Source organism: Thermocatellispora tengchongensis, assembly GCF_014202315.1.
Classification (GTDB): Bacteria; Actinomycetota; Actinomycetes; order Streptosporangiales; family Streptosporangiaceae; genus Thermocatellispora; species Thermocatellispora tengchongensis.
Genome location: NZ_JACHGN010000004.1, coordinates 132,931 through 147,314, shown reverse-complemented (window position 1 = coordinate 147,314; position 14,384 = coordinate 132,931). Strand labels below are relative to the sequence as shown.

The following is a 14,384-nucleotide window of genomic DNA, read 5'->3' as shown; positions in this document are numbered from 1 at the left end:
TCTAACGTCGATCCGTGCCCGCGAGCCCCCGCCGGAACCGGTACAGGTCGGCGAACGGCTGCACCAGCCACAGCCAAACGCTGGCCAGCGCCACCGCCGCCGCGAACAGCGCGGCCGTCCAGTTGTTCAGCACCACCTCCACGACCAGCCCCACCGCGCTGGTCATGGCCACGGCCAGGAACACCGCGCCCGCGACCCCCAGCTCGTTGGCCCGGTGCAGCATCCGCTCCTTCAGGCCGGTACGGAACAGCACCCGGTGCTGCGCGGCCGGGGTGATGAAGCAGACCGACGCGAACGCCGCGCTCATCAGCGAGATGAAGAACAGCCACCGCCCCACGGTGTCCACCTTCGGGAACCCGGCCGCGAACGGCAGCGTCAGCAGGAACGCGAACAGCACCTGCACCCCCGTGACCGCCACCCGCAGCCCCTGCAGCAGCTCCGCGAGCTCCCGGTCCACCCGCTCCTTGTGCGACTCGCCGTCGTCGCGCTCAACCACCATGACCTTTACCTCCACATGGGAAAGCCGAGGCCGGACGACTACCCTCGCCGCCCGCGCCCATGTGCCGGAGAAATCGGCCGGTGACCGTAAGGATGTCTAGGTCGCATGTGATCGGGTAGCCCGAGCCTATGGGGAGTCACAGCCATGAGGTGACCGACGCGATCCTGGAGACGCTCAAGCGCGCCGGCACCGCCCTGAAGGACGCCGGCGTCAGGTTCGCGCTGGCCGGCGGCTGCGCCGCGTACGCCCGCGGCGCCGCCCCGTCCCTGCACGACGTCGATTTCGTCCTGGTCGAGGAGGACGTCCCGTCCGCCCTGGAGACCCTGAGAGGCATCGGCTTCCGCACCGCCAAGCCTCCAGAGGACTGGCTGGTCAAGGCGTTCGACGAGGGCCGCCTGGTGGACCTCATCTTCCGCGTCGCCGACCGCCCGGTCACCCCCGACCTGATCAAGCGGGCCGAGCCCCTGAAGGCGTCCGCCGTGATCCTCCCGGTCCTGGAGGCCACCGACCTGGTCATCTCCTGGCTGCTCCCGCTCTCGGAGCACAGTTGCGACTACGGCTCCCTGCTTCCCCAGGTCCGCGCCATGCGCGAGCAGGTGGACTGGGACCGCGTCGCCAGCGTCGTGGCCCCCTCGCCGTACGCCTACACCTTCCTCACCCTGCTCCACCGCCTCCACATCCTGGACGCCCCCGCCACCCCGTCCTCAGAACCCCTCTGGCCCTGACAGGCCCACCACAAGGGCCCGTGAGAACCCTGAGAGGCCCACCACAAGGCGCCGTGAGCAGAGGGCCGCGAGCACGAGAAGGGGGAGAGCCCCTGATGAGGCCCTCCCCCTCCGGATCGCGACCCGTCAGAACACGGTGCTCCGGGTCCCCCCGGCGCCACCGCCGTCCGGGAACCGGCCGTAGTACTCGCTCAGCCGGTCACGGTAGACGGACTCCTTGTAGTTCGCCTCGTCGAACTCCGGAGCGTTCTTGATCTCTTCCTTCGTACGCGCGACGTACAGCTTGCGCGCCTGAGGATCGATCCGCGTGACGGTGCTGGCGGGCAGCATGACCTTCTTGCCGAAGATCCACGGCCCGGTGTCCACGATGACGTAGCTCTGACCCACGTCATACGTAGCATCGTCCACATGCCCGATCCGCCCGTCGGTGGCCTCCACGGTGTAGCCCGAGAAGTCCAGGTCACCGGCGTACGAGCCGCGGACATCGCTCCGGTAAGTCCAGAGCTCGGAGGTCATCGTTCTCCTCTCCCTTCGTTTCCGTCGGGTCCGCCCCCTCCTACCCCCCGCTCCCGCCCCAACCGCACCCCAACGCCAGCCCTGCCTAACCCCACGGCAACTCCACCACTCGACCGCACGTCACCGCCATGCGGCGCAAACGCCCCTCAATCTCCGGTATGCTTCCAGAGCAGGCGCCGCTAGCTCAGTTGGTCAGAGCAGCTGACTCTTAATCAGCGGGTCCGGGGTTCGAGTCCCTGGCGGCGCACCGCAGTATCTGGGCATTCTCCACTCGATGGGGGATGCCCAGAGTCGTTTTCCGTCTACGGCAGGGGGAGGCGTCGTAGCCGGGGTTTGTGGATCTTTCCTGAGCCCGTCTTCGGCAGGTCGTCGGTGATGTCGAAATGGACGGGGATCTTGTACGTGGCCAGGCGGGGGCGGAGGAAGTCGCGCAGCTCATCGGGGGTGACACTCGCGCCGGGGCGGAGGACCACGAAGGCGCGGCCGACCTCGCCCCATTTGGGGTCGGGTACGCCGAGCACGGCGACCTCGGCGATGGCCGGATGCTCCGAGAGCACTGCCTCGATCTCGGCCGGATAGACGTTCTCCCCGCCCGAGATGTACATGTCCTTGACGCGGTCCACGACGTACAGGTGGCCGTCCTCGTCCAGGACGGCGACGTCGCCGGAGCGGAACCAGTCGCCGTCGGAGAACGCGGCGGCGGTCGCCTCCGGGTTGCGCCAGTAGCCAGGGGTGACGTTCGGTCCCTGGATGAGGACCTCACCCGGCTGGCCCACCGGCGCGTCCGTGCCGTCGGGCTGGACGACCCGTACGTTGGTGAAGAACACCGGTACGCCCGCCGAGCCCACCTTGCGCACGCTCTGACTGGCCTCCAGGAAGGTGACGCCGGGGCCGGTCTCGGTGAGACCGTATCCCTGGCAGAACACCAGGCCCCGTTCCTGGTAGGTGCGGATCAAAGCGGTGGGGATCGCCGCGCCCCCGGCCATGAGGAGGCGCAGTGATGACAGGTTCGCGCCGGCCCATCGGGGCGACCGGGCGAACGCGGCGAACATCGTGGTGACCCCGAACATCCAGGTGACCCGGTGCTTCTCCATGAGGTCGTAGCACTCGTCCACGTCCCACGACGGCATGATCACCGAGCAGCCGCCCTTGAGGAAGGTCGGCAGCAAGGTCTGGTTCAGGGCCGCGACGTGGAACAGCGGCGCGCTGATCAGCGTCACCTCGTCGCTGGTGACATCGACGCCGAGCAGGAGGTTGAAGCAGTTCCACACGAGGTTGCCGTGGGTGAGGATCGCGCCCTTGGGGCGCCCGGTCGTCCCCGAGGTGTAGAGGATGAGCGCCGTGTCGTCCAGCCGCACCGGTGTGTCGATCGGGGTGGGATCGCCCTCCGCGAGCCAGGTCTCGTAGTGCCGTTCCCCTGGCCCGGGAGCATCGAGGGCGACGATCTGCCGGAGGGCCGTGGTGTCCGGCAGGGCCCGGACCGCCTCGGCGCATTCGGGCGCGTAGATCAGGACCGTGGCGCCCGAGTGGTCCAGCATGTACCCGATCTCGGGGGCGGCCAGGCGGAAGTTCAGCGGCACGAAGATCGCACCGAGCAGGTGCGAGGCGAACATCGTCTCGGCGAAGGCGACGTGGTTGCGGCCGAGGTAGGCGACCCGGTCACCGGCCCGCACTCCGGAAGCGCGCAACTGCGACGCCAGCCGCGTCGTCCGCTCATGAACCTCGGCGTAGGTGATGGGCCGGTTCGCGAAGATGAACGCGGTCCGGTCCGGTGTCATCCGGGCCCGGCGGGAGGGCCACCCTCCCAGTCCGGCGTTGCGCATTGGTGTTCGATCTCCTGTCAAACTGGGGGGATCGGGGAGGGCGCCCTGCGGCGCCTGTGAGGCCGATCTGGTGGTCCGGCGTCAGGCGTAGTGCCGGTAGATGGCGCGGGCGACGCAGGCCGGCTTGCCCGCCCCTTCGATCTCGACGGTGAAGTCGAGGTGCATCTGCACGCCGTCGCCGGGGACGTCCTCGACGGAGGCGACGGTGGCGCCCAGGCGGACCCTGGCGCCCACCTTGACCGGGCTGGGGAAGCGAACCTTGTCCAGGCCGTAGTTGATGCTCATCTTCACGCCCTGGATGTCGAGCAGTTCGTTGAACAGCGGGATGAGCAGGGACAGGGTCAGGTAACCGTGGGCGATCGTGCCGCCGAACGGCCCGTCCTTGGCCCGGTCGGGGTCGGTGTGGATCCACTGGTGGTCGTCGGTGGCGTCGGCGAAGGTGTTCACCCGGTCCTGGGTGATCTCCAGCCAGCCGCCGTGGCCGAGATCCTTGCCGGCCAGCGCCCTGATCTCGTCGAGCCCGTACGCCGTGGTGGTCACGCGTCTGCAGTCCTCTCCTGGGTGCCGAGCCCGAGCAGGCGTACGGCGTTGTCCTTCAGAATCCTCGGGCGGACCTCGGGCTTGATCTCGAGCTTGTCGAAGTCGGCCAGCCAGCGGTCCGGGGTGATCACGGGGTAGTCGGAGCCGAAGAGCACCTTGTCCTTCAGCAGCGTGTTGGCGTACCGCACGAGCTGCGGCGGGAAGTACTTCGGCGACCAGCCCGACAGGTCGATGTAGACGTACGGCTTGTGGGTGGCCACCGCCAGCGCCTCGTCCTGCCAGGGGAACGACGGATGGGCCAGGATGATCCGCAGCTCGGGGAAGTCCACGGCCACGTCGTCCACCAGCATGGGGTTGCTGTACTTGAGCCGGATGCCGCCCCCGCCGGGGACGCCCGCGCCTATGCCGGTCTGCCCGGTGTGGAACAACGCCGGGACGCCCAGCTCCTCGATCGCCTCGTACAGCGGGTACGCCACGGGGTCGTTGGGGGCGATGCCCTGGATGTTCGGGTGGAACTTGAACCCGCGCACGCCGTGCTCACCGACCAGCCGCCGCGCCTCGCGCACGCCCGCCCTGCCCTTCCAGGGGTCGATGCTGGCGAACGGGATCAGCACGTCGGCGTGCTCGGCGCAGCTCTCCGCGACCTCTTCGTTGGAGATGCGCGGGTGCCCGGTGGCGTGCTCGGCGTCCACGGTGAACACCACCGCGGCCATCTTCCGCTCCCGATAGTACGCGGCCATCTCCGCGATGGTCGGCTGCCGGTGCCCGTGGGCCTTGAAGTAGTCCTCGGAGGCGCCGAACAGTTCCGGGCTCAGCGAGCCGTGCCCGTCCTTGGAGATCTCCGCGTGGGTGTGCACGTCGATCGCGACCAGGTCGGCGACGTTCATGGCCGTCATGTCAGGCGCCCTGCACGTCCGAGGCGGGGACCTTGGGCGCGGGGATTCCGTACGTCTCCGGCTCGGCGCCGACGCCCGACCGCCAGGAGTCGGCGATGGCCTCGGCCGTCCACCCTCCTTCGGCGAACGCGACGGCCTTCTCGCTGGGGTGCGACCACAGGGCGAGGCGGTCGCCGCCGATGCCGATCGCCTGGCCGGTCACGTCCGCGGAGGCGTCCGAGGCGAGGAACACGACGAGCCCCGCCGCGTCCTCGACCGTGCCCAGCCCCTCGTCCTTGCGCAGCCAGGCGGGGAACGGCCTGCCGGTCCGCTCGGATTCCTCGATGATCGGCGCGAACGCGGGAATGGTCCTGGTCATCTCCGTCGCCGCCACGGGCACGACCGCGTTCACCGTGATGTTCGCCCTGGCCAGCTCCATCGCCCAGGTCCTGGCCATCGCCACGATGCCGGCCTTGGCCGCCGCGTAGTTGCTCTGACCGAAGTTCCCGCGCTGGCCCGCCGGCGAGGAGATCAGGATCAGCCGGCCACCGGTCCCCTGCTCGCGCATCCGGACCGCCGCGGCCCGCGCGCAGGTGAACGTGCCGCGCAGGTGCACGTCGATCACCGCGTCGAAGTCGTCGTCGGACATCTTCCACAGGACCCGGTCGCGCAGGATGCCCGCGTTGGTGACCATCACGTCCAGCCGGCCGAACTCCTTGACGGCGGTGGCGACCAGCCGGTCGGCCACTTCGGCGGATCCGACCGGGGCGACGACGCTCCGTGCGTTGCCGCCGCTACCGGTGATGGCCTCGACGACCTGCGCCGCCGCTTCGGCGTCCACGTCGTTGACGATCAACGCCGCTCCGGCCGCGGCCAGCGCCTCTGCGTATGCGCGGCCGAGCCCGCGGCCCGCACCTGTGACCACGGCGACCTTGCCGGAAAGATCCATGGATTCCCCCTGGGGTGTGCTCGGATTATGCCGAATATAAGACTCTGCGATGACGATCGTCAAATATGTGCCCAGCATCTGAGCCGGGGGACGATCCGGGTCAGGCCAGGACGACCTTCTCCAGCCACTGACCGACGCGTTCGGCCACGTCGTCGGCGAAGGTGCGGGTGTCCACGTTGTCGGCATGGATCTCGATGACCGGGAACCCGGCCGCCTCCAGTGCCCTGGCGGTGAAGTAGCTGCCCCGGGGGTCGTCGGAGACCAGGTGGACCACGCCGTCGATGCCGTGCGAGCGGGCCTCCTTCACGTACCACTCACTCGACCACGGCGGGGTGTAGAGCTGGTCGCTGAAGGCGGCGAAGCGCGCCGCCAGCGTCCTCATGGGGTCGTCGCCATAGCGGATGTACCCGTCGGCGGCGACCGCGAGGTACATCGACCAGACGAACACCGCGCCGTACTCCTCCTGGAAGCGCTGGTAGAAGCCCATGTCGTACCAGAGGCCGCGGCCGATCCACATCAGCCGGGCACGTTCGTCCGGGCACGCGGCCTGGCCCGCGTCCACCCGGTCGCGCACCTCCTCGTAGAAGCGCTTGGCGATGTCCCGGGCCCACTCGGTGCCGCGGTGCCATTGCGGCAGCATGACGCTGGGGATGCTGTCCACGACGCTGAGCGGCGCGGGCCGGGCGCGGGCGATGAGGGCGTGCGTCTTCCGGTTCCACTCCTCCTGCTCGTTGACCAGGGCCATCACCTCGCGGAAGCGGGACTCGCGGAACCGCCTGCCGGTGGTGGTCTCCAGGAACCTGACGAGGTTCTCCAGCTCCGCGGTGAGCAGGTCCAGCCTGGCCGGGCCGACGGCCTCTTCCCACCGGTGCGGTACGAGCTCCCACCAGTTGACGGGGACCTCGTTCTCGGCGGCGCTCTCCAGGGGGTAGAAGGTGACCCCGGGCTCCTGACCCCAGACGTCGAAGATCTTGCGGGTGATGTCGCCGGAGGCGTCGCCGACGATGATGTCCGGTTTGGGCAGGCCGCCCCACGGGCCCGCCTCCGGCTCGGGGTCGAACGCGGAGCCGAGGGTGACCGAGTTGTACTGCTCGGAGTAGTCGGGGTAGCCGCGCTGCCGCACCAGCTTCAGGTAGTGCCCCGAACGCTGCTTGGCGGTCACCAGAGACGCCCACCATTGGCTGACCGCGTACGGGATGTCCATCGTGCGGAAGATCTCGTGCGGGACGTCCGCGTTCAGCAGGGCGAACGGCTCGCCGGCGGCGACCCGCCGGCGTAGGTCGGCGAACCATTCGCGCTGGTGTCTGCCCGCCTCGGCCGCCGTGTCGAGGGATTTCACACTACGCATGGATGTTCCTTCCGCAGGGCGGCCAGATCGGCACGCCCGTACTCCTGGCGCTCCAGCAGCACGGCGGGGATGTTCAGCGCCGCGCGCTGCGCGGGGAAGTCCCAGGCCGGGGCCTCGTCCGCGATCCTGGAATAGGCGACGAAGAGCTCGGCCCGGCAGCGCCGTACGGCCGCCGCCGCGTGCGCGGCGCGCTCGCCCGCCGTGGCCCGGTGGGCGGTCGGACCGCTGTGGTGGTAGTGCTCGGCCAGCGCGTCGAGGCCGGCGGCGCCGATCGGCTCGTGCACGGAGAGGTCGCCGAAGGAGTGGTCCTCGCCGACGATCACATAGCCCTCCGACTCGATGGCCTCGTACACGTGCGGCGTGTCGTGCTCGCTGCCGCTCAGGAAGACGCGCCGCCCGGCGTGTTCCTCAAGCTCTCCCGCCTCGGCCAGCAGCTGTTCCAGCAGCGCGATGTGCTCGTCCACGGGCAGGGCCGCGTTGGCCACCGCGAGGAACTGCCGCCCCGTGAGGCGGGCGGGCACGGCCCTGCGCAGCTCGGCGACGGCGGCCAGCAGACGGGACCGCTCGTTGTGCGCCGCCACCGCCCCGGCCAGGTCCAGGGGGCGGCCGGTCCAGGCTTCGAGCCTGGCGGCGAACTCGCCGATCCTGCGCCGGTTGTACCGGGCGGTCGTGCGGTGCGGCAGGTGCAGGATGTCCACCAGGTACGTCTCGGGCAGCCCCGCGCCCGGCTCGACGCGGCGCAGCTCGCGCAGCGCGTAGAACAGCCGCAGGGACGCCTCGCAGTCGTGCGAGACCACGATGCGATCCAGGTCGCCGAAGGCCCCGGCGAGCAGCCGGGCGAGCACCGAGCGGGCCACCGGGTCCACCCCGCGCCCCAGGTAACGGTCTCCGAGCGCGAAATCCGACTCCGGGTCGCCCGTGAGGCGGAAGGCGTGGACTCCCGCGGCGGTCAGCAGGACGACCGGCATGTCCGCCCCGACGTAGCCGACGACCAGCGGCCGGCCGTCGGATCGGCCTTCCGAGGCGGCCGGAGGCGCGCCCCGCCGGGCGTACGCCTCCTCCAGCGCGGCCAGTGCCGTGACCATGTCAGATCACCCCTTCCTCGGCCAGCGCCTTGAGCTCGGCGTCGGAGTAGCCGAGCAGTCCGCCGTAGATCTCGGCGTTGTGCTCGCCGAGGCCGGGCGCCGGCCGGTCGAGCGCCACCTCCGAGGCGGAGAAGCGGATCGGCACGCCGGTCCCGTACAGGTCCGCGTGGCCGCCGTGGCGCGGGTGCTCCAAGGGCACGACCTCCTCGCGCTCCAGCACGAGCGGGTCGCGTACGGCGTCGCCGGGCTCACGCACCTCGGCCGCGGGCACGCCGTGCCGGGTGAGCAGATCGAGAATCACGGCGAGCGGGCGGTCCGCCGCCCACGCGGCCACCAGCTCGTGCAGCTCGCCGGCGTTGGCCACGCGCGCGTCCCTGGAGGCGAACCGCGGGTCCGCGGCCAGCTCGTCGCGTCCCATCGCCGCGAACAGGCCGCGGGCGAAGGCGTCGGTGGGGCCGCACAGCGCGAACCAGCCGTCCGCGGCGGGGAACGTGCCGAACGGCGCCAGCCTGGGCACGGTCGTCCCCGTGCGCATCGGCAGGCCCAGCTTCTCGTAGGCGTCGAACGGCTCGCACGCGACCAGCGAGGTGAGCGCCCCCAGCATGGACACGTCCACGTGCTGGCCCCGCCCGGTCGCGTCGGCCCGCAGGACCGCGGCGAGCGTGCCGATCACCGCGTACAGCGGCGCGACCAGGTCGCCCACCGGCAGCCCGAAGCGGACAGGCGGCTCGCCGGGCGCGCCCGCGGTCATCATCACGCCGCTGAGCGCCTGGATGATGGTGTCCATCGCCTTGCCCGAGCCGGGACCGCCCTGCGCGCCGAAACCGCTGATCGACGTGCACACGATGCGCGGGTTGATCGCGCTCGCCCAGTCGTGGCCGATGCCGAGCCGCGCCGTGACGCCGGCGCTGTAATTGTCGATCATGATGTCCGACACCCGGACCAGACCGGCCAGGATGTCACGGGCCTTGGGATGCTTCAGATTGAGCGTGACGCTCTGCTTGTTGCGGCCCCGCAGGAGCATCGACACCGACATGTCGTCGTCCCCGGTGCGGGCCAGCGTCAGCCCGTCGGCGCCGACATAGGGCGCGTTGTTGCGGGAGCTGTCGCCGCCGGTCAGCGGGTTCTCCACCTTGATCACACGGGCGCCGAGCCCGGCCAGCAGCAGGGTCGCGTACGGTCCGGACAGCGCGGTGGTCAGGTCGATCACCGTACGGCCGGCGAGCGGGCGTTCAGCCACGCAGCACCACCTCGTCCCCCTCCCAGTGGAACTCCGTCTTCAGGCCCGCCTGTCGCGTGATCCGCTCGATGTACGACGCGACCCGCCGTCCTTCCTCGCCGTTCCCGAACGGCACCGGCCGACCGGCGCCGTCGATCCAGCACGGCACCAGACCGGCCGAGACCAGGCCGTTCCGGTCGAACCGGCAGACCGCGATCGCGGTGTTCCGGCTCTCGGGATGGAAGGGGTAGTACGGCATGTCCGGGTCCGGGGCGAAGCCGTACAGCTCGACTCTGCGGCGCGCCCACGCGGCCCGTTCGCCCTCGTCGCCCGTCGCGGGCGTCAACGCGCGGGTGACGGTCACGAAGTTTCCCAGCCCGTGGTAGATCGGCCTGCCGCGGTACATCTCGACGCCTCGCATGATGTGGGCGTGGTGGGCGAACACGGCGTGGGCGCCGGCGTCGATCGCGGCGTGGGCGACGGGCCGCTCGTACATCGCGATCACGGCGGGCGTGTGCCCGACGCCCTTGTGCAGCGACACCAGCACGACATCGACCTCGGTGGCGAGGGCCGCCACGTCCTCGGCCATCCGCTCCAGTGAGGCGGGGTCGGCGAAGGTGTAGACGGCGGGCGGCCCGCCGGGGCTGGCGTGGTCGAGTTCGTAGTGGGTCAGCACCTTGATGTACGCACAGCCCGGCTTGCGACTGGTCGCCCAGGACTCGCGCGGGCCCACGCAGTTGTAGCTGAGCACGCCGATCCGCTGCCCGTCGCGCTCCACGACCGCGGGACGGCGGGCCTCGTCGAGAGTCATGCCGGCTCCCGCGGTGGCCAGCCCGGCCTCGGTCGCGTGCCTGATCGTGTCGGCCACCCCCTGGTCGCCGGCGTCGTAGACGTGGTTGCCCGCGAGCGTCACCACGTGGAATCCGGCATCGGCGACCGCGGAGAGCGCGGCGGGATCGGCGGGCGGCGCGGGAACGTCGGTGCTGACCTGGGCGGTGGACGTGCTGTGGGGCACCTCGATGTGGCCGATCACCAAACCGCCCCGGCCTAGCGTCTCCCGGGCCGGGGCGAAGAAGGACGCGGGGTCGGGCTCGTCGACGACGAGGTCGCCGACGGCCATTACCGTGAGGCTCAAGAGGTGGTCTCCTCCTCAAGCGGGCGTTCGTCGGAAATGTGCGCCGCGCGCCCGGAGAAGCGCGACAAGAAGGCGCGCAGGCGGGGCGAGGCGGGGTTGTCGAAGATCTCCTTGGGAGTGCCGGTCTCGACCACCCGGCCCTCCTCCATGAAGACGCAGCGATCGGCCACCTCGCGGGCGAAGCTCATCTCGTGTGTCACGATGATCATGGTCATGCCGCCGCGGGCCAGATCGAGCACGACGCTCAGCACCTCGTCCACCAGCTCGGGGTCCAGAGCGCTGGTGGGCTCGTCGAACAGCATGATCCTCGGGTTCGTGGCCAGGGCCCTGGCGATGGCGACGCGCTGCTGCTGGCCGCCGGAGAGCATCCGGGGATGGGCGTCGGCCTTGCCGGAGAGCCCCACCCGCTCCAGCAGCCGCAGCGCCTCCTTGCGCGCCTCCTCCGGGCTCCGGCCGTGGACCGTCACCTGCGCCTCGATGACGTTGCGCAGCACGCTCCAGTGCGCGAACAGGTTGAACTGCTGGAAGACCATGCCCATGCGGCCGCGCTGGGCGGCCAGACGGCGGTCCGGCAGGGGACGCAGGTGGCCTCTGCGCATCTCGTAGCCGAGCAGCTCGCCGTCGAGGTACATGGCCCCGCCGTCGATGCTCTCCAGTTGGTGGACACAGCGGACCAGGGTGGACTTGCCCGACCCGGACGGGCCGATGACCGTGACGACCTCGCCCTCGTGCACGTCCAGGTCCACCCCGTCGAGCGCCACGTGGTCGCCGAACTGCTTGCGCACGTTACGGATTCGCAGGACCGGTGCGTCGCTCACCGCTGCCCCTTTCCGAAGTGCTGCTCCAGGCGTCGCTGGCCCAGCGACAGCACGGTGACCACGGCCAGGTACCACGCGCAGGCGACGATCAGCAGCGGCACGATCTCGTACGTCCTGTTGTAGATCACCTGCACCGAGTACAGCAGGTCGGCCATCGCGATCACGCTGACCAGCGAGGTGCCCTTGAGCAGGCTGATGAACTGGCTGCCGGTGGGCGGGACGATCACCCGCATCGCCTGCGGGAGCACCACCTTGACGAAGCTCTGCCTGGCCGTGAACCCCATGGCGCGGGCCGCGTCACGCTGCCCGCCGTCCACGGCCAGGATGCCAGCCCTGACGATCTCGGCCATGTACGCGGCCTCGTGCAGGGTGAGCCCGATGATGGCGGCGGTCAGCGAGCTGATCACGGAGTTGGTCGGCCACGAGACGAAGGTCGGACCGAAGGGCACGCCCAGCGAGATCCGCGGCAGCAGGTAACCGAGGTTGAACCAGAAGATGAGCTGGACCAGGGGCGGTATGCCGCGGAAGACCGCCACGTAGACGCCGCAGGCCCACGCGGCCGGCTTGAAGTCGCTCAGCCTGCCCGCCGCGAGCAGCACACCGAGCACGCTGCCCAGCGTCATCGCGATGACGGTGAGCAACAGCGACATGCCCAGGCCGCGCAGGATGTTCGGGTCGAACAGGTACTTGCCGGCCACTGCCCATTCGAACCGCGGGTTGGTGACGAGGAACCAGGCGAACTGCGCGACGAGCACGAGCAACACGGCTCCGGCCACCCACCGCAGGGGGCGGATGCGAGGACGGGCCGAGGCGACGTCCAGGACCTGTGGTGCCAGGCTCATTGCGTCGCCGCTGTGTTCATCTTGGGCTCCTCCACCGCCACCTTCTGGAGCCCGTACTTGTCCATGATCTTCTTGTACTCGCCGTTCTTGAAGATCTCCTTGAACGCGTCGAGCATGACCGGGCCGAGACCGCTGGACTTGGGCACGAGCATCGCCAGCTGGTCGACGCCGGCGCCCTGCTCCTCGGTCTGCGTGACGTACGTGAAGGCGTCCTTCTCCTTCCCCAGCACGTCGAGGGCCGCGCTCTCGGTCATGCCGGCCGCGTCGGCGCGGCCGGACTTGGCGGCGAGGATGGTGCCGTTCGTGTCGGCGAAGCCGATGAAGTCGATCCCCGGCTTGCCCTGCTTGACGCACCAGTCGGTCAGGCGCTTGGCCTGGTCCTCCACGATGCTGCCGGCGGTGCCGGCGACGCGCTTGCCGCACAGGTCGTCCGAGCTCTTGATGGCCGATGATCCGGCCTTGGGGATCAGATAGGAGGTCCGGGTGACCATCCACACGATCGCGTCGAACTGCTTCTCACGCTCGGCGGTGTCCTTCACCGGCCCGTTGAAGGCGTCGTACCTGGAGGCGAGCATGCCGGACAGCGCCGCGGGCAGGCCGCTGACGATCGAGATCTCGGTGCGGACGCCGAGCACCTTGCCGAGGGCGTCCTGCAACTCCTTGTCGATGCCCGTGACGGTCTTGCCGTCGTTGGCGACGATCCGATAGGGAGGGTGGGAATCCCCGGCAAATCGAATGACGCCCGCTTCCTTGATGCTGTCGGGTAGGGCGTCGTACAGAGCCGTCGCCCCGGCCGGTCGCTGCGTCTCATCGTCGCCTCCACCGCAAGCTGCGGCACCGGCGAGGGCCAAAGCCGCCACACCCGCGAGGATGGTCCTGGGCAATCTCATGGTGGTCCTTCCGCGACCGGCTAATGATGCAGTTAATTTTGCGGCCGTTGGGATAAGTGTCACACCTAAGGGTGCACACCTGTCAAGAGGCGGCTGTGCAGCGGAGACGTGCGGGGCGGGCCGGACGCCGCCCGTCGCGGGGAGCGATCAGGTGAGGGCGAGGATGGAACTGGTCCGGTGGTGGGCGACCAGCTCGGCCAGCTCGGGCTCGAACTCCGCGACGATCTGCTTGACGCGGAACTCGGCCAGCGGCCCGAGGGTGTCGTAGATCTCCACGAAGAGGTCTCTGGCCGCGGCGCGCGGCCAGTCGGCGGGCAGCAGCTCCGCCGGCAGGTCGGGGTCGTGGTTGGGGAACGTCCGCCAGGTGTCCATGATCCCCGTACGCGCCACCAGCGCCTCGGACGCGCCGACCGCGCCCTTGCGGACGCGTTCCAGGAGAGGCGCGTACTGGGTCACGAACCCCTCGTAGGTGCGCCGGAGCTGATCGAAGTCCCACGCCTCCTGTGGGGCGCGCATGCCCGGCAGATCCATGGCCTCGGCGCAGAAGACCGTGGACATGGGGATCTCCAGCTCGGTGAGCACGGCCGCCGCGCTGTCGGCGTCGGCCGTCGGCGAGACCCACAGCCCGTCGTAGAGCGGGGCGAAGCCGAGCCAGCGCAGCCTCGCGCGCAGCGCGTGGCGCAGGTCGCGCTGTTCCTCGGAGATGGAGAACGCGGCCATCACCCATCTGCCGTCCCACGCGCCCTGCTCCAGGCCGAAGGACATGATCCGCTGCCTCCCCTCCAGCATCACCGCGGCGGCCCGGTCGGTCAGCCGATAGTACGTGCGCCGCCCGGCCTTGGACGACTCCAGCAGATCCCGTTTGGTCAGGCGGCTGAGCGCGGCCCGCGCCGCCACGGCGGAGACCCCGAACTCCTCGGTCAGCCGCACCAGGGCCGCGGACGGCAACTGCTCGGGCCGGCTGATCCAGTAGTCGCCGAGAAGCGTCGTAATCAGGTGCTGCGGGGGCGCGCCCACCTGGAAGCGCGGAAAGTCGACGTCGCCTGTCTCGGGCAGCTCACGATCATTCACAACCGAAGTATATTGACAACGGTTTGGCGTGCGCTCGTTATCATGCTGT

The 14,384-nt window shown here is 70.0% G+C and carries 15 protein-coding genes and 1 tRNA gene; 2 read left to right on the top strand and 14 right to left on the bottom strand.

Going from position 1 to position 14,384, the window contains the following annotated elements; genetic code table 11:
• Position 1 precedes the first annotated feature (1 nt).
• Positions 2-499 carry a DUF6328 family protein gene (locus HNP84_RS10065; RefSeq protein ID WP_185049202.1) on the bottom strand — a complete coding sequence of 166 codons (498 nt, stop codon included), beginning with the start codon at positions 497-499 and terminating at the stop codon, positions 2-4.
• A gap of 149 nt (positions 500-648) precedes the next feature.
• Between HNP84_RS10065 and HNP84_RS10060 the strand changes: the two genes are divergently transcribed.
• The gene (locus HNP84_RS10060; RefSeq protein ID WP_312924271.1) at positions 649-1,224 is read left to right on the top strand and encodes a hypothetical protein; all 576 of its coding nucleotides are present in this window, start codon (positions 649-651) and stop codon (positions 1,222-1,224) included.
• Between the two features lie 126 nt (positions 1,225-1,350).
• On the opposite strand, the gene HNP84_RS10055 is transcribed toward HNP84_RS10060, so the two are convergent.
• On the bottom strand, positions 1,351-1,740 hold the full coding sequence (locus tag HNP84_RS10055; protein WP_185049199.1) for a PRC-barrel domain-containing protein: 390 nt from the start codon (positions 1,738-1,740) through the stop codon (positions 1,351-1,353).
• Positions 1,741-1,913: 173 nt separating this feature from the next.
• Here HNP84_RS10055 and HNP84_RS10050 point away from each other — a divergent pair.
• A tRNA-Lys gene (locus HNP84_RS10050) sits at positions 1,914-1,987 on the top strand.
• A 55-nt stretch (positions 1,988-2,042) separates the two neighbouring features.
• On the opposite strand, the gene HNP84_RS10045 is transcribed toward HNP84_RS10050, so the two are convergent.
• From HNP84_RS10045 to HNP84_RS09990, 12 genes are all read right to left on the bottom strand, one after another.
• On the bottom strand, positions 2,043-3,518 hold the full coding sequence (locus tag HNP84_RS10045) for an acyl-CoA synthetase (RefSeq protein ID WP_246518012.1): 1,476 nt from the start codon (positions 3,516-3,518) through the stop codon (positions 2,043-2,045).
• Between the two features lie 126 nt (positions 3,519-3,644).
• Positions 3,645-4,103: a MaoC family dehydratase gene (locus HNP84_RS10040; RefSeq protein WP_185049195.1), complete on the bottom strand. Its 459-nt coding sequence runs from the start codon at positions 4,101-4,103 to the stop codon at positions 3,645-3,647.
• Complete coding sequence (locus HNP84_RS10035) at positions 4,100-4,990, bottom strand: amidohydrolase family protein (RefSeq protein ID WP_185049720.1); 891 nt, start codon at positions 4,988-4,990, stop codon at positions 4,100-4,102. The genes HNP84_RS10040 and HNP84_RS10035 overlap by 4 nt, the downstream gene beginning before the upstream one ends.
• A gap of 10 nt (positions 4,991-5,000) precedes the next feature.
• Positions 5,001-5,927 carry an SDR family oxidoreductase gene (locus HNP84_RS10030; protein WP_185049193.1) on the bottom strand — a complete coding sequence of 309 codons (927 nt, stop codon included), beginning with the start codon at positions 5,925-5,927 and terminating at the stop codon, positions 5,001-5,003.
• Between the two features lie 100 nt (positions 5,928-6,027).
• Positions 6,028-7,275: a 2-hydroxyacyl-CoA dehydratase family protein gene (locus HNP84_RS10025; protein ID WP_185049191.1), complete on the bottom strand. Its 1,248-nt coding sequence runs from the start codon at positions 7,273-7,275 to the stop codon at positions 6,028-6,030.
• Complete coding sequence (locus HNP84_RS10020) at positions 7,263-8,360, bottom strand: 2-hydroxyacyl-CoA dehydratase family protein (protein WP_185049189.1); 1,098 nt, start codon at positions 8,358-8,360, stop codon at positions 7,263-7,265. Before HNP84_RS10020 ends, HNP84_RS10025 begins: the two co-directional genes overlap by 13 nt.
• Before the next feature lies 1 nt (position 8,361).
• The gene (locus tag HNP84_RS10015) at positions 8,362-9,600 is read right to left on the bottom strand and encodes a CaiB/BaiF CoA transferase family protein (protein ID WP_185049187.1); all 1,239 of its coding nucleotides are present in this window, start codon (positions 9,598-9,600) and stop codon (positions 8,362-8,364) included.
• Positions 9,593-10,714, bottom strand: coding sequence for a CapA family protein (locus tag HNP84_RS10010; RefSeq protein ID WP_246518011.1), 1,122 nt, complete (start codon positions 10,712-10,714; stop codon positions 9,593-9,595). The genes HNP84_RS10015 and HNP84_RS10010 overlap by 8 nt, the downstream gene beginning before the upstream one ends.
• Positions 10,711-11,532, bottom strand: a complete 822-nt coding sequence (locus HNP84_RS10005) for an amino acid ABC transporter ATP-binding protein (RefSeq protein WP_185049185.1) — start codon at positions 11,530-11,532, stop codon at positions 10,711-10,713. Before HNP84_RS10005 ends, HNP84_RS10010 begins: the two co-directional genes overlap by 4 nt.
• Positions 11,529-12,374: an amino acid ABC transporter permease gene (locus tag HNP84_RS10000; RefSeq protein WP_185049183.1), complete on the bottom strand. Its 846-nt coding sequence runs from the start codon at positions 12,372-12,374 to the stop codon at positions 11,529-11,531. Before HNP84_RS10000 ends, HNP84_RS10005 begins: the two co-directional genes overlap by 4 nt.
• A complete protein-coding gene (locus HNP84_RS09995) occupies positions 12,371-13,264 on the bottom strand; it encodes a transporter substrate-binding domain-containing protein (protein ID WP_185049181.1) in 894 nt (297 codons plus the stop codon). Before HNP84_RS09995 ends, HNP84_RS10000 begins: the two co-directional genes overlap by 4 nt.
• A 147-nt stretch (positions 13,265-13,411) precedes the next feature.
• Positions 13,412-14,335 carry a PaaX family transcriptional regulator gene (locus tag HNP84_RS09990; protein ID WP_312924263.1) on the bottom strand — a complete coding sequence of 308 codons (924 nt, stop codon included), beginning with the start codon at positions 14,333-14,335 and terminating at the stop codon, positions 13,412-13,414.
• Between the last annotated feature and the right edge of the window lie 49 nt (positions 14,336-14,384).

What these genes read in the sequence shown, in the direction of transcription:
- HNP84_RS10065 (WP_185049202.1), bottom strand. Translation starts at nt 499, where the DNA reads ATGGTGGTTGAGCGCGACGACGGCGAGTCGCACAAGGAGCGGGTGGAC.
- HNP84_RS10055 (WP_185049199.1), bottom strand. Translation starts at nt 1,740, where the DNA reads ATGACCTCCGAGCTCTGGACTTACCGGAGCGATGTCCGCGGCTCGTAC.
- HNP84_RS10045 (WP_246518012.1), bottom strand. Translation starts at nt 3,518, where the DNA reads ATGACACCGGACCGGACCGCGTTCATCTTCGCGAACCGGCCCATCACC.
- HNP84_RS10035 (WP_185049720.1), bottom strand. Translation starts at nt 4,990, where the DNA reads ATGAACGTCGCCGACCTGGTCGCGATCGACGTGCACACCCACGCGGAG.
- HNP84_RS10030 (WP_185049193.1), bottom strand. Translation starts at nt 5,927, where the DNA reads ATGGATCTTTCCGGCAAGGTCGCCGTGGTCACAGGTGCGGGCCGCGGG.
- HNP84_RS10025 (WP_185049191.1), bottom strand. Translation starts at nt 7,275, where the DNA reads ATGCGTAGTGTGAAATCCCTCGACACGGCGGCCGAGGCGGGCAGACAC.
- HNP84_RS10020 (WP_185049189.1), bottom strand. Translation starts at nt 8,360, where the DNA reads ATGGTCACGGCACTGGCCGCGCTGGAGGAGGCGTACGCCCGGCGGGGC.
- HNP84_RS10000 (WP_185049183.1), bottom strand. Translation starts at nt 12,374, where the DNA reads ATGAGCCTGGCACCACAGGTCCTGGACGTCGCCTCGGCCCGTCCTCGC.
- HNP84_RS09995 (WP_185049181.1), bottom strand. Translation starts at nt 13,264, where the DNA reads ATGAGATTGCCCAGGACCATCCTCGCGGGTGTGGCGGCTTTGGCCCTC.